A 14,010-nucleotide genomic window follows, 5' to 3' on the forward strand; every position below is an offset into this window, starting at 1 on the left:
GTGTTGGCAAAATTTTCGCTCCCACCACGGACACTGTGGGAGCGGGCTTGCCCGCGAAAGCGTCAGATCAGTCGCCGTGGATGGCGGCTGATCCGCCGAATGAGGTGTGCCGCAGGCCATAGCTATCACCATGACCTGCTCTTGTTCGTTCAGCTGCCAGTGCCACCACCTGCGCCGCCAGTTCCGCCACCCGCCGAACCGGTGCCACCGCCGGCCCCCGAGCCAGAGCCCATGCTGCCGCCGTTAGTGCCGGTTCCCGAGCCTGCGCCATCGGAGCTGTCGCCACCCTTCGGCGCGCCAGGGGTGCTGTCTGGTGGCATGGTCGAGCCGCTGGTCGCGCCGGACTTGGTGCCCGTCGCATCAGTGCTGTCATTGGCAGCAAAAGCGCCGACCGAGGCTGTCGCCAGCAGGCCAGCGAGGAAAAGCGAAGTCAATTTACGAGATGTCATGGTAAGTCTCCAGAAAGAGCTGGTTACCTGACATTGGTCTGACCCCCACAAAGCTTGGTGCCGGTCGGCTGACAAACGGTCGGTCTAGCGTGCGTTGAACGCCGCCAGTTTCTGCTCCAGTCCCTCACAAACCTGCGGCCACTCATCATCAATGATGCTAAACCGCACCGAGTTGCGCTTGCGCCCATCCGGCATGATCCGCTCGTGACGGACAATGCCCTCCTGTTGCGCCCCTAGCCGCAGGATCGCATTGCGCGATTTCTGATTGTTTTCGTCAGTGGTGAACTGCACCCGCACGCAATCGAGCACTTGAAAAGCGTGGCGCAACATCAGGTATTTGGCGGCGGTGTTGACGAAGGTTTTCTGCCTGCGCGTCGAAATCCAGCTGCTGCCGATTTCCAGCTTGCGGTTGAGTGGAGCAGGGCATGCAACCACCGTAACGACTACAGGTCAGAATTTTTACACCCACCGGCAGGAGCGTCAGCCGATGAAAAACCTGCGAATCGCCACCTTCAACGTCAACGGTCTGCGCGCGCGTTTGCCGAACCTGCTGGAATGGCTCAAGCGCGAACAACCGGACATCGCTTGCCTGCAAGAGCTGAAGTCGGTGGACAGCGCCTTTCCCGCCGCCGAACTGGAAACCGCCGGTTACGGCGCGATCTGGCAGGGGCAGCCGTCTTGGAACGGGGTAGCGATCCTGGCGCGGGATGCGCAACCGCTGGAGAGTCGACGCGGTTTGCCGGGTGATCCCGACGACAGCCAAAGCCGTTATCTGGAAGCAGCGGTGCACGGCGTGCTGGTCGGTTGTCTGTACCTGCCCAATGGCAACCCGCAACCGGGGCCGAAATTCGATTACAAACTGGCGTGGTTCGAACGCTTGATTACCTATGCCAAGGATCTGCAAAGCAGCGATCACCCGGTGGTGCTGGCTGGCGATTACAACGTGGTGCCCACCGACATGGACATCTACAACACTCGCTCATGGCTCAAGGATGCATTGCTGCAACCGGAGAGCCGCGAGTGTTATCAGCGCTTGCTCGATCAAGGCTGGACCGACTCGTTACGGCATCTGTATCCCGAAGATCGGCTCTACACCTTCTGGGACTATTTCCGCCAACACTGGCAGAAAAATTCCGGACTGCGCATCGACCATTTACTGCTCAATCCAGCATTGAGCCCTTATTTGCACGAGGCCGGAGTAGACGCCTGGGTGCGTAACGAACCGCATGCAAGCGATCATGCCCCCACCTGGATTCGCATTGGTTCGCGCAAGCGGCGATAGGGCTGATTGGCGAAATCAATTGTCGGCAGCAATGCCTGATCCCGTATACATGTCGGCCATTGGCGGAGCGATCCGCAGCCACATGCGAAGGGACTGAGCAATGAGCGAACCACGCCTGACCAATTCAAGCCTGTATCTGCAACGTCTGGGATTCGAAACGCTGCCGGCGCCAACCCTTGAAACCTTGCGTCAATTGCAGTTGCGCCACACGAGCGTCTTTCCCTTCGAAAATCTTTCAACAATCACCGGTCAGCCGGTGCCGATCGATCTGCCTTCGGTGGAGCAGAAAGTCCTGTATGACGGTCGCGGCGGTTACTGCTACGAACTCAACAGCCTGTTTCTGGCGCTGTTGCAGGAACTCGGTTTCGATGCGCGTGGCATCAGCGGGCGAGTGGTCATGGCCCAGCCCGAAGGCACCTGGACCGCTCGCACTCATCGCTTGAGTCTGGTGGTGATCGACGGCGTGCGCTACATCACCGACGTCGGCTTCGGTGGCATGGTGCCTACCGCGCCGTTGCTTCTGGATACCGAGGCCGAGCAAGCGACACCACACGAACCTTATCGCATCGAGAAACAGGCTGACGGTTACATGCTGCGCGCCAATGTGGCCGGTGAATGGCGGCCGATGTACCTGTTCGATCTGCAACGTCAGGAAGACATCGATTACGCCATCGGCAACTGGTACGTCTCGACCCATCCTGACTCGCCGTTCGCCAAGCGCCTGATGGTCGCACGCACCGGCGACGGCTGGCGGCGGACGCTGAATAACGGCAGTTTCGCAATCCACCGGGTCGGTGCCGAAAGCGAGCGTCGCGAGCTGACGGATGTCGAGGCGCTGATTGAAGTGCTGGAGCGCGAGTTCGGGCTTCGCGTGCCGAACCTTCCAGCGGTGCGCCAGTCGCTCGAACGTTTTATCAGCGTCGCCTGACGCTTAAGGTTTGGCGTCTGGTTCCAGCACACGACGGATTTCGCCGACTGCTGCCGATAGTTTCTTTTCGAGGCTTTTGAGGTCGGCGGCAGTGATGCCTGGAATGAACTTGCCGCTTCGCTCCGGTTCAGCCGGCGCATTCGCGCTGTCGAGCAGGGTGCGGCGCAGGGTGTTATTGATTACCGTCTGATAGCCGAAACCTTCGCTCTCCGCCACCGTGCGCGCCGCTTCGATAACCGCATCGTCGAGCATGATGGTGATGCGGGTCTTGCCCTTGGCGGATGCCACGGTGCCACGCTTGGCATCGCTGAAGTCGTACTGGTCTTTCATCGTTCAAGCCTTTTAGATAGTTGGCAGCGTTCTTGCTTTTGTCGAACTGAATGTCGAATGACTTCATTATGCATACTTTATATGTATAAAAAAGAGCGCGACCGCACCGCTGGTCGCCATGAACACTTCAGCCTAGCGGGATAAAAAGCACTGCCCGGCACAGATGTATTGCCGGATTTGTGGGGGATGGAAGCGCCGGGATAGAAGGTTGGGTGGCTACCTATCCATAATGTGACCGATAAGTTGTATACAACTCTATGGACATTTGTTGTGACTCTTGCATACAGTGTGCGCATAACAAAAAACCAGGGAACCCCCCACCATGAAAACGCCCCATCTTTCACACCAACGGCCCGAGGATGAAAATCTCGGGGTCGGCGCGAATATGGCTTACGGCCTGCAACATGTTCTGACCATGTATGGCGGTATCGTCGCGGTGCCACTGATCATCGGTCAGGCAGCCGGGCTGTCGCCGGCGGACATTGGTTTGTTGATTGCCGCTTCATTGTTTGCAGGGGGGCTGGCGACGTTGCTGCAAACCCTGGGAGTGCCGTTTTTCGGATGTCAGTTGCCGCTGGTGCAGGGTGTTTCGTTCTCGGGTGTGGCGACGATGGTGGCCATCGTCAGCAGCGGCGGGGAGGGTGGCTTTCAGTCAGTCCTTGGCGCGGTGATAGCGGCCTCGCTGATCGGATTATTGATAACCCCGGTGTTCTCGCGAATCACCAAATTCTTCCCGCCATTGGTGACCGGCATTGTGATCACCACCATCGGCCTGACGCTGATGCCGGTGGCCGCACGCTGGGCGATGGGCGGCAACAGCCACGCCGATAACTTCGGCAGCATGGAAAACATCGGTCTGGCGGCTCTGACGCTGGTGCTGGTGTTGCTGCTGAGCAAAATCGGCAGCTCGACCATCTCGCGTCTGTCGATCCTGTTGGCCATGGTAATCGGCACGGTGGTGGCGGTGTTCCTTGGCATGGCGGATTTCTCCACCGTGACTCAGGGCCCGATGTTCGGTTTCCCAACCCCATTCCACTTCGGCATGCCGACGTTCCACTTCGCTGCGATCCTGTCGATGTGCATCGTGGTCATGGTGACGCTGGTCGAGACTTCGGCGGACATTCTGGCGGTCGGTGAAATCATCGACACCAAGGTTGACTCCAAGCGTCTGGGCAACGGTCTGCGAGCGGACATGCTGTCGAGCATGATCGCGCCGATCTTCGGTTCCTTCACCCAAAGCGCCTTCGCCCAGAACGTCGGGCTGGTGGCGGTGACCGGGATCAAGAGCCGTTTTGTGGTGGCGACTGGTGGTGTATTCCTGGTGATTCTCGGCCTGCTGCCGTTCATGGGGCGGGTGATTGCCGCGGTGCCAACTTCGGTGCTCGGTGGTGCTGGCGTCGTGCTGTTCGGTACGGTGGCGGCGAGCGGTATTCGTACGCTGTCCAAGGTTGATTACCGTAACAACGTCAACCTGATCATCGTTGCGACCTCCATCGGTTTCGGCATGATCCCGATTGCCGCGCCGAACTTCTACGATCACTTCCCGAGCTGGTTCGCGACCATTTTCCATTCGGGCATCAGCTCGTCGGCGATCATGGCTATCGTGCTCAACCTGACGTTCAACCACTTCACGCTTGGCAACTCGAATCAACAGTCGGTGTTTGCCGAGGCGGCGGAGCGGGTGTTGCGTTATCAGGATCTGGCGGCGCTGCGTGAAGGCGACTACTTCAGCGACGGCAAACTCCACGACTGCGATGGCAATGAAGTGCCGGTGGTCGAGGTGGATACTGATCACGGGCACGGTGCGCCGAAGGCTCATGCGAAGAGCAGTGAGCATGTCTGACGCTTGTACTGAGTGAAAGAAGGCCGATCTGCAGGAATGCAGATCGGCCTTTTTCATTGGTGAAGATCAAAAGATCGCAGCGTGCCGCAGCTCCTACCCTGGAATGCATCCCTAGACGCTGCGGCGTTCTTTTGATTTTTAAGGCGCGCACAAAAAAGCCCCTGAATCTTTCGATTCAGGGGCTTTGAATTTGGCTCCACAACCTGGACTCGAACCAGGGACCCAGTGATTAACAGTCACTTGCTCTACCAACTGAGCTATTGCGGAATTGGTGCGTATGTTACTGATTCAAAAAGAGAAGTCAAGCATCAGTTATAAAATTGATTGATTCGGCAGGACGAGCGGAGGTTTGTCAGTGATTGGCGGTTACCAGAAACGTCCCGGAGGTCTACCATGGCCGCCCGGAAGTGGTAACACGCGCTCCCGACCATTCGCCGAAAAGGTAAGCGCCATGAACCACTTGTCCCAGATCGTTCGCAACATCGAGGTGTTCGCATGAGCATCGCGCAAATCAGCCTGCCGAAAGGGGTAGGGCCGCACGCCGAAAAACTCTTCGATGCGATCACTCAGGCCAGCACCGCTGAGGAATTGAATCGTGCCGGTGGCAAGGCCGAAGGTTTTGTCCTTGGCCTCGAAAGCGCCAAGGCGATCAAAAGCCAGGTCGCCGAATCGCTTTACGTCGCCTATGACGACGCCGCCAGCCAGCGTGCGACGGAACTGGCTTAACCGCCGAACGTCACGGTACCCAGCATCAACTTGGCGTACAGCAGGGTCGCGCCCAGCTGTACCAGCCACAGCGCCAGTCCGCCAAGAAACACGCCGGCCGCCACTTGCAGCACCAGGCTATTGCCACGCTTGGCCGCTGTGCGGGGGATGAAATCATCCAGGTCATCACGGTTGGCGCGCAGGTCATCGTTTTTCATGTTGGATCTCATAAATTCTGAAATGTACTCATAACCTGTGGGAGCGAGCTTGCTCGCGAAGGCGTCGTGTCAGTCGACAATTGAATTGAAGGGCAGACCGCTTTCGCGAGCAGGCTCGCTCCCACAGGTAAATCTGTGTGCAGTCTAGAGGGAATGTGTGGCTTCCTTCAGACAAATAAAAACGGGAAGCCCTGCGGCTTCCCGTTTTTCGTTACAGCGCGAAATCAGATGACCTGAACAATCGCATCCGTCACGGCTTTGATGTTGCTCTGGTTCAGCGCGGCGACGCAGATGCGGCCGGTGTCCAGGGCGTAGATGCCGAATTCGTTGCGCAGGCGGTGAACCTGGTCAACGGTCAGGCCGGAGTAGGAGAACATGCCGCGCTGACGACCCACGAAGCTGAAGTCGCGCTGCGGTGCTTTTTGCGCCAGCAGCGCAACCATTTGCTCGCGCATGCCGCGAATCCGCAGGCGCATTTCGGCCAGTTCGGCTTCCCACTGTGCACGCAGCTCCGGGCTGTTCAGCACGGCAGCGACGATGCTTGCACCGTGAGTCGGCGGGTTGGAGTAGTTGGTGCGGATCACGCGCTTGACCTGCGACAGCACGCGCGCGCTTTCTTCTTTCGATTCGCTGACGATGGACAGTGCACCGACGCGCTCGCCGTACAGCGAGAACGACTTGGAGAACGAACTCGATACGAAGAAAGTCAGGCCGGATTCGGCGAACAGGCGCACGGCAGCGGCGTCTTCGTCGATGCCGTCGCCAAAGCCCTGGTAGGCCATGTCGAGGAACGGTACGTGACCTTTGGCGCGAACCACGTCCAGCACGTTGTTCCAGTCAGCCGGGCTCAGATCGACGCCGGTCGGGTTGTGGCAGCACGCGTGCAGCACAACGATCGAGCCGTTCGGCAGGGCGTTGAGGTCTTCGAGCAGGCCGGCACGGTTCACATCGTGGGTAGCGGCGTCGTAATAACGGTAGTTCTGCACCGGGAAACCAGCGGTTTCGAACAGCGCGCGGTGGTTTTCCCAGCTCGGGTCGCTGATCGCCACGACGGCGTTCGGCAGCAGTTGCTTAAGGAAGTCGGCACCGATTTTCAGTGCGCCAGTACCGCCGACGGCTTGAGTGGTGATCACTCGGCCGGCGCTGATCAGTGGCGAGTCATTGCCGAACAGCAGCTTCTGCACGGCCTGGTCGTAGGCGACGATGCCGTCAATCGGCAGGTAGCCACGGGAGGCGTGCTGGGCGACGCGAATCGTTTCGGCTTCGATAACGGCGCGCAGAAGTGGAATTCGCCCCTCTTCGTTGCAGTAAACACCTACACCCAGGTTGACCTTGTCGGTCCGGGTATCGGCGTTGAATGCTTCGTTGAGGCCCAGGATTGGATCGCGGGGTGCCATTTCGACAGCGGAGAACAGGCTCATTATTACGGCGGCTCTGAATGGGAATTGGAGGGACGTGTCGCGCTCCAGCCGAATGCACTAGAGCGGTGCACAAACGGGGAGCTAGTATAGAGGCCATCAGCGAGCGATAGCGACAGGCGAAACGCCTTTTAGCGTAAGTTTTTCCGATTATTTCTTGACCGTTAGTCGATTGACTCTGTCAGAGACTTTACCGGATGTAGGACGTTTGCCTTGAAAGCCTCGGCAATCGGCTCCACATTGAACACAATCTTCGTTTTTCCCTGGATGACCTTGGCCGTTTGCGGTCATCCCCGTGGTTCTTCTGTTTGCTCGCAGAGCCGCGATCCCTGAGGTGTTTATGTCCGAATTCCAGCTAGTCACCCGCTTCGAGCCCGCTGGCGATCAGCCGGAAGCCATTCGCCAGTTGGTCGAGGGTATCGATGCCGGGCTCGCGCACCAGACGTTGCTCGGTGTGACTGGCTCGGGCAAGACCTTCAGCATCGCCAACGTGATTTCCCAGGTACAGCGTCCGACCCTGGTGCTGGCGCCCAACAAAACCCTGGCCGCGCAGTTGTACGGCGAGTTCAAGGCGTTCTTCCCGAACAACGCGGTTGAATACTTCGTTTCCTACTACGACTACTACCAGCCCGAAGCTTATGTGCCGTCCTCCGACACCTTCATCGAGAAGGATGCGTCGATCAACGACCACATTGAGCAGATGCGTCTGTCCGCGACCAAAGCGTTGCTGGAGCGCAAGGACGCGATCATCGTCACCACGGTGTCGTGCATCTATGGTCTGGGCAGCCCGGAAACCTATCTGAAGATGGTGTTGCACGTCGATCGCGGCGACAAACTCGATCAGCGCGCGCTGCTGCGACGTTTGGCCGATCTGCAATACACCCGCAACGACATGGATTTCGCCCGGGCGACGTTCCGTGTGCGTGGCGATGTGATCGATATCTATCCGGCGGAGTCCGACCTTGAGGCGATTCGCATCGAGCTGTTCGACGATGAGGTCGAGAGCATCTCGGCATTCGATCCGCTGACCGGCGAAGTCATCCGCAAGATGCCGCGCTTCACCTTCTACCCGAAGAGTCACTACGTGACGCCACGGGAAACCCTGCTCGACGCTATCGAACACATCAAGGTCGAATTGCAGGAACGCCTCGAATACCTGCGCAGCAACAACAAACTGGTGGAAGCTCAGCGTCTGGAGCAGCGCACCCGTTTCGACCTGGAAATGATCCTCGAACTGGGTTACTGCAACGGCATCGAAAACTACTCGCGCTACCTGTCCGGGCGTCCGGCCGGTGCGGCGCCACCGACGCTTTACGATTACCTGCCGGCGGATGCCTTGCTGGTGATCGATGAATCCCACGTCAGCGTGCCGCAAGTCGGCGCGATGTATAAGGGCGACCGCTCGCGCAAGGAAACCCTCGTCGAGTACGGCTTCCGTCTGCCGTCGGCGCTGGACAACCGGCCGATGCGTTTCGACGAATGGGAAGGGGTCAGTCCGCAAACCATTTTCGTCTCGGCAACGCCGGGTAACTACGAGGCCGAGCACGCCGGGCGCGTGGTCGAGCAAGTGGTGCGGCCGACCGGTCTGGTTGACCCGCAGGTTGAGGTGCGTCCGGCGCTGACCCAGGTCGATGACTTGCTCTCGGAAATCGCCAAACGGGTGGCGGTCGAAGAACGAGTGCTGGTCACCACGCTGACCAAGCGCATGGCCGAAGACCTCACCGATTACCTCGCCGACCACGGTGTGCGCGTGCGCTATCTGCACTCGGACATCGACACGGTTGAGCGGGTCGAGATCATCCGCGACCTGCGCCTCGGTACCTTTGATGTGCTGGTGGGGATCAACCTGCTGCGTGAAGGTCTGGACATGCCGGAAGTGTCGCTGGTGGCGATTCTTGATGCCGACAAGGAAGGTTTCCTGCGTTCCGAGCGTTCGCTGATCCAGACCATCGGCCGGGCGGCGCGTAACCTCAATGGCCGGGCGATTCTGTATGCCGACCGCATGACCGGCTCGATGGAGCGGGCGATTGGCGAGACCGAACGCCGACGTGAAAAGCAGGTCGCGTTCAACCTGGCCAATGGCATCACGCCGAGAGGCGTGATCAAGGATGTCGCCGACATCATGGAAGGCGCCACGGTGCCAGGCTCGCGTAGCAAGAAGCGCAAGGGCATGGCCAAGGCTGCCGAAGAGAACGCCAAGTACGAAGCCGAACTGCGCTCACCGAGCGAGATCACCAAGCGTATTCGTGCGCTGGAAGAGAAGATGTATCAGTTGGCTCGGGATCTGGAGTTTGAAGCGGCGGCGCAGATGCGTGATGAAATTTCCAAATTGCGCGAGCGGCTTCTGGCTGTTTGATCTTTATTGCCGGGCAAGGCCTCTTCGCGAGCAAGCTCGCTCCCACATTGGATCTGTGTCGTTCACAAATCCCCTGTGGGAGCGAGCTTGCTCGCGAAGGGGCCAGTCCAGACACCGCAAAGAATCAGTGAGCTTCCCCTGCCTTAAGCCCCTGCGGCAATTTTTTGGTCAGCAAGATCGCCAACATACTCACCCCTAACGCAATCCCGACAAAGTGAAACGCATCGTTGTAGGCCATGATCAACGCCTGCTGATGCACGATTTCACTCATCTTGCCCAACGCCGCCGTGTCACTGCCGAACCTGTCGGTCATCGACGCCATCCGCTCAGCCACTTGCGGATTGGTTGGCACAATCGCTTCACGCAAGTAATCGAAGTAAGTCTTGGTGCGCGCATCCAGCAACGTCGCGAGCAGGGCGATGCCGATGGCGCCGCCAAGGTTGCGCAGGATGTTGAACAGACTCGACGCCGAGCCCGCATCCTGCGGCAGGATGTACGCGGTGGCGATCAGCGAGATGGTCACCATGATCAACGGCTGGCCCAGCGCCCGAATGATCTGGATCTGGTTGAACTGCGGCCCGGCGAAATCCGGGTTGAGCACCCCCGACGAAAAACTCGCCAGCCCGAACAGCCCGAACCCCAAAGTACACAGCCACTTCGGCGAGATGTACTTCATCAGCTTCGGCACCAGCGGAATCAGAAACAGCTGCGGCACGCCCATCCACATGATCACTTCGCCGATCTGCAAGGCGTTGTAGTTCTGGATCTGTGCCAGATACAGCGGCAACAGATAAATCGAGCCATACAACCCGACACCCATGCCCAGGCTGGAAATACTCGATAGCCCAAAGTTGCGATTGCGCAGGATGCCGAGGTTGATCAGCGGATTGGGTTTGGAAATCTGCACGATCACAAAGGTGATCAGGCTTACCAGCGCAATGCTGCCCAGGGTCACGATCAGACTCGATTCGAGCCAGTCCTTGCGGTGACCCTCTTCGAGAAATACCTGCAAGCAACCGAGTCCGATTCCCAGCGTGAGGATGCCGGTGTAGTCGGTGCTTTTGAGCAGTTCCCAGTGCGCTTCTTTCTTCTCCAGGCCGTACATCAAACCGGCGATCATGATCAGGCCGGGCGGGATGTTGATGTAGAAAATGTACTGCCAGCCCCAGTTTTCCGTGAGCCAGCCGCCGAGGGTCGGGCCGATGGAGGGCGCGAAAGTGGCGGTCATGGCAAACATCGCCATGCCCTTGGCGCGGTGATGTTCGGGGAGTTTGATCAGCGTCAGGGTGAACGCCAGCGGGATCAGCGCGCCGCCGGTGAAACCCTGCATGGCGCGAAAGATGATCATGCTTTCAAGGCTCCAGGCCATCGAGCACAGTAGCGATGAAACCAGAAACCCCAGCGAAACCCACACCGCCAGACGCCGCGCCGAGAGTAGCTGCACCAGCCACGCGGTCAGCGGGATCATGATGATTTCCGCCACCAGATACGAAGTGGAAATCCACGAGCCTTCTTCCAGCGTCGCCGACAGCGCGCCTTGAATATCCTTGAGCGAGGAGTTGGTGATCTGGATATCGAGCACCGCCATAAAGGCGCCGAGCATCACGCTCATCACCGCGATCCAGTCCCGCCGGGTCGGTTCGCCGACCGGGCGGATCAGCGAATCACCGGCCATTGTCTGGGGCGTCTTTGATATTCACGGTCGCGGTGACTGACATACCCGGACGGATCTTGCCGCGCAGCGGATTATCGGCTTTGAAGGTCAGCTTGACCGGAATCCGCTGCACGACTTTGGTGAAGTTGCCGGTGGCGTTGTCGGGCGGCAACAGGCTGAACTGCGCGCCGGATGCGGCGAACAAGCTGTCGACTCGCGCTTCGATGGGCGTGTCGGCATAAGCATCAAACACCAGTTCGGCTTTCTGTCCGGGCTGCATGTGGCCGATCTGGGTTTCCTTGAAGTTGGCCTGCACCCAAATGTCTTCGTCCGGAACTATCGACAGCAAGTACGCACCCGCCTGCACCACCTGACCGTTGCGTGCGGCACGCTGGCCGACCAGTCCGCTGATCGGTGCGTGGATTTCGCTGCGGGTCATGTTCAGTTCGGCTTGCGCGATGTCGGCGCGGGCGTTGGCGATTTGTGCGTCGAGGCGTTTGATCTCGGCGGACAGGGCGTTGACCTGTTGGCGCTGACTCTGCGCATCAGCCTGAGCCTTGGCGACTTGCGAGCGGGCAATGTGGGTGTCGGCGGAGAGCGTGGTGACCCGTTCTTCGGAAACGTAACCGGGTTTGCGCAGGGTTTCGGCGCGGGACAGGTCGATTTGCGAGCGGCCGAGGGTTGCCTGGGTGGTCGCCACTTGTGCGTCGCTGGAGGCGATCAGGCTCGATTGTTGAGTCAGTTTGCTCTGGGCTTGCAGACGCTCGGCTTCGCGTGTGGCGAGGGCGGCGTTGGCGCGATCTACCGCCAGACGGAAATCATCACCTTCGAGGCGTACCAGTAACTGGCCTTTCTCTACATGCTGGTTGTCCTGCACCAACACCTCATCGATGCGCGCGCCCAACTGGCTCGACACTCGGGTGATCTCGCCCTGGACATAGGCATTGTCGGTGCTTTCATAAAAGCGCCCCTTGAAGAACCAATGGGCGAAGAAGCCCCCGGCAATCAGCAGGACGAGCAGCAGGAAGATGAACAGGCGGCGCTTGAGTTGGGCTGGCATGAGGCAAACTGTAGTCGAGAAATTGTAAGGAAAGTTATCAGCAGGCGAATCTGGCATACAGCCGATAAACGGTAAATGCCAAAGGCTGATATTCGGTCATTCACCACGGCCAACGGGCGTTACAGGCGCAATCTTGGCTTAAATGCCCTGTCTGCTGGAGCGGGGCGGGGCTCGCCTGTTACCATTCGCGGCTTGATCGTTTTGCTTTTCATCTTTTTCGAGACATGCCATGACCACCGTCCGCACTCGCATCGCGCCATCGCCTACCGGGGACCCCCACGTAGGTACCGCTTACATCGCATTGTTCAACTACTGCTTTGCCAAGCAGCATGGCGGTGAGTTCATCCTGCGCATCGAAGACACCGATCAGTTGCGCTCGACCCGCGAGTCGGAACAACAGATCTTCGACGCCCTGCGCTGGTTGGGCATCGACTGGAGCGAAGGCCCGGATGTCGGCGGCCCGCACGGTCCTTATCGCCAGAGCGAGCGCGGCGATATCTATCAGAAGTATTGCCAGCAACTGGTTGAAATGGGTCACGCGTTCCCGTGCTTCTGCACTGCCGAAGAACTGGACCAGATGCGCGCCGAGCAGATGGCTCGCGGCGAAACCCCGCGTTACGACGGCCGTGCGCTGTTGCTGTCGAAAGAAGAAGTCGTTGCCCGTCTGGCCGCTGGCGAACCGCACGTGATCCGCATGAAAGTGCCGACCGAAGGCGTTTGCGTGGTCCCGGACATGCTGCGTGGCGATGTCGAGATCCCGTGGGATCGCATGGACATGCAAGTGTTGATGAAGACCGACGGCCTGCCGACGTACTTCCTCGCCAACGTGGTCGACGACCACCTGATGGGCATCACCCACGTACTGCGTGGCGAAGAATGGCTGCCATCGGCGCCAAAACTGATTCTGCTGTACGAATACTTCGGCTGGGAACAACCGGAGCTGTGCTACATGCCGCTGCTGCGTAACCCGGACAAGAGCAAACTGTCCAAGCGCAAGAACCCGACCTCGGTGACGTTCTACGAGCGCATGGGTTTCATGCCGGAAGCGATGCTCAACTATTTGGGCCGCATGGGCTGGTCGATGCCGGACGAACGCGAGAAGTTCTCGCTGCAGGAAATGGTCGACAACTTCGATCTCAAGCGCGTGTCCCTCGGCGGGCCGATCTTCGACGTCGAGAAGCTGTCGTGGCTCAACGGCCAGTGGCTGCGTGATCTGCCAGTGGAAGAGTTCGCCAGCCGCTTGCAGACCTGGGCGCTGAATCCCGAGTACATGATGAAGATCGCGCCGCACGTTCAGGGTCGCGTTGAAACCTTCAGTCAGGTTGCACCGCTGGCCGGGTTCTTCTTTGCCGGTGGCGTCAATCCGGATGCCAAGCTGTTCGAATCGAAAAAGCTCTCGGGTGATCAGGTTCGTCAGTTGATGCAGTTGATCCTGTGGAAGCTGGAAAGCCTGCGTCAGTGGGAGAAGGACAGCATCACCTCGACGATTCAAGCCGTGGTCGAATCGCTGGAGTTGAAACTGCGTGACGCGATGCCGCTGATGTTTGCTGCAATCACTGGTCAGGCAAGTTCGGTGTCGGTGCTGGATGCGATGGAAATTCTCGGCCCGGATCTGACGCGCTTCCGTCTGCGTCAGGCGATTGATCTGCTGGGCGGCGTGTCGAAGAAAGAAAACAAAGAGTGGGAAAAACTGTTGGGCGCTATCGCCTGACCACGTTTGTCTTTGTTGGATCTGCCGGAGGCTGCGATCTTTTGATCCTGCCCTTC

The 14,010-nt window shown here is 58.9% G+C and carries 12 protein-coding genes, 1 tRNA gene and 1 pseudogene; 6 read left to right on the forward strand and 8 right to left on the reverse strand.

What is annotated here, in order from left to right:
* Positions 1-149 precede the first annotated feature (149 nt).
* Both ACTWLJ_RS16990 and ACTWLJ_RS16995 read right to left on the reverse strand, forming a co-directional pair.
* A complete protein-coding gene (locus ACTWLJ_RS16990) occupies positions 150-449 on the reverse strand; it encodes a hypothetical protein (RefSeq protein ID WP_445177669.1) in 300 nt (99 codons plus the stop codon).
* Between the two features lie 84 nt (positions 450-533).
* Positions 534-866 (reverse strand): annotated as a pseudogene (locus ACTWLJ_RS16995) (GNAT family N-acetyltransferase); the annotation flags it as partial.
* A 70-nt stretch (positions 867-936) separates the two neighbouring features.
* On the opposite strand from ACTWLJ_RS16995, the gene xth reads away from it, so the two are divergent.
* Both xth and ACTWLJ_RS17005 read left to right on the forward strand, forming a co-directional pair.
* Positions 937-1,731: an exodeoxyribonuclease III gene (gene xth, locus ACTWLJ_RS17000; RefSeq protein ID WP_445177670.1), complete on the forward strand. Its 795-nt coding sequence runs from the start codon at positions 937-939 to the stop codon at positions 1,729-1,731.
* A 100-nt stretch (positions 1,732-1,831) separates the two neighbouring features.
* Positions 1,832-2,659, forward strand: a complete 828-nt coding sequence (locus ACTWLJ_RS17005) for an arylamine N-acetyltransferase family protein (RefSeq protein WP_445177671.1) — start codon at positions 1,832-1,834, stop codon at positions 2,657-2,659.
* 3 nt (positions 2,660-2,662) lie between these two features.
* On the opposite strand, the gene ACTWLJ_RS17010 is transcribed toward ACTWLJ_RS17005, so the two are convergent.
* The gene (locus ACTWLJ_RS17010) at positions 2,663-2,989 is read right to left on the reverse strand and encodes a BrnA antitoxin family protein (protein ID WP_445177672.1); all 327 of its coding nucleotides are present in this window, start codon (positions 2,987-2,989) and stop codon (positions 2,663-2,665) included.
* Between the two features lie 322 nt (positions 2,990-3,311).
* Here ACTWLJ_RS17010 and ACTWLJ_RS17015 point away from each other — a divergent pair, with 322 nt between their 5' ends.
* Complete coding sequence (locus ACTWLJ_RS17015) at positions 3,312-4,832, forward strand: nucleobase:cation symporter-2 family protein (protein WP_445177673.1); 1,521 nt, start codon at positions 3,312-3,314, stop codon at positions 4,830-4,832.
* Positions 4,833-5,023: 191 nt separating this feature from the next.
* On the opposite strand, the gene ACTWLJ_RS17020 is transcribed toward ACTWLJ_RS17015, so the two are convergent.
* A tRNA-Asn gene (locus ACTWLJ_RS17020) sits at positions 5,024-5,099 on the reverse strand.
* 228 nt (positions 5,100-5,327) lie between these two features.
* Between ACTWLJ_RS17020 and ACTWLJ_RS17025 the strand changes: the two genes are divergently transcribed.
* Positions 5,328-5,558, forward strand: coding sequence for a hypothetical protein (locus ACTWLJ_RS17025; RefSeq protein ID WP_401213883.1), 231 nt, complete (start codon positions 5,328-5,330; stop codon positions 5,556-5,558).
* On the opposite strand, the gene ACTWLJ_RS17030 is transcribed toward ACTWLJ_RS17025, so the two are convergent.
* Both ACTWLJ_RS17030 and ACTWLJ_RS17035 read right to left on the reverse strand, forming a co-directional pair.
* Positions 5,555-5,755: a hypothetical protein gene (locus tag ACTWLJ_RS17030; protein WP_401213886.1), complete on the reverse strand. Its 201-nt coding sequence runs from the start codon at positions 5,753-5,755 to the stop codon at positions 5,555-5,557. The two genes, ACTWLJ_RS17025 and ACTWLJ_RS17030, sit on opposite strands and share 4 nt — an antisense overlap.
* Before the next feature lie 224 nt (positions 5,756-5,979).
* Entirely contained in the window at positions 5,980-7,176 is a 1,197-nt protein-coding gene (locus tag ACTWLJ_RS17035) for an amino acid aminotransferase (protein ID WP_445177674.1), read from the reverse strand.
* Between the two features lie 337 nt (positions 7,177-7,513).
* On the opposite strand from ACTWLJ_RS17035, the gene uvrB reads away from it, so the two are divergent.
* Complete coding sequence (gene uvrB, locus ACTWLJ_RS17040) at positions 7,514-9,529, forward strand: excinuclease ABC subunit UvrB (protein ID WP_401213892.1); 2,016 nt, start codon at positions 7,514-7,516, stop codon at positions 9,527-9,529.
* A 124-nt stretch (positions 9,530-9,653) separates the two neighbouring features.
* On the opposite strand, the gene ACTWLJ_RS17045 is transcribed toward uvrB, so the two are convergent.
* Together ACTWLJ_RS17045 and ACTWLJ_RS17050 are read right to left on the reverse strand one after the other, a co-directional pair.
* A complete protein-coding gene (locus ACTWLJ_RS17045) occupies positions 9,654-11,144 on the reverse strand; it encodes an MDR family MFS transporter (protein ID WP_445181363.1) in 1,491 nt (496 codons plus the stop codon).
* Positions 11,145-11,193: 49 nt separating this feature from the next.
* Positions 11,194-12,243: an HlyD family secretion protein gene (locus ACTWLJ_RS17050; protein ID WP_445177675.1), complete on the reverse strand. Its 1,050-nt coding sequence runs from the start codon at positions 12,241-12,243 to the stop codon at positions 11,194-11,196.
* A 229-nt stretch (positions 12,244-12,472) separates the two neighbouring features.
* Between ACTWLJ_RS17050 and gltX the strand changes: the two genes are divergently transcribed.
* Entirely contained in the window at positions 12,473-13,954 is a 1,482-nt protein-coding gene (gene gltX, locus ACTWLJ_RS17055) for a glutamate--tRNA ligase (protein ID WP_445177676.1), read from the forward strand.
* Positions 13,955-14,010 lie beyond the last annotated feature (56 nt).

This window comes from Pseudomonas sp. McL0111, assembly GCF_052567255.1.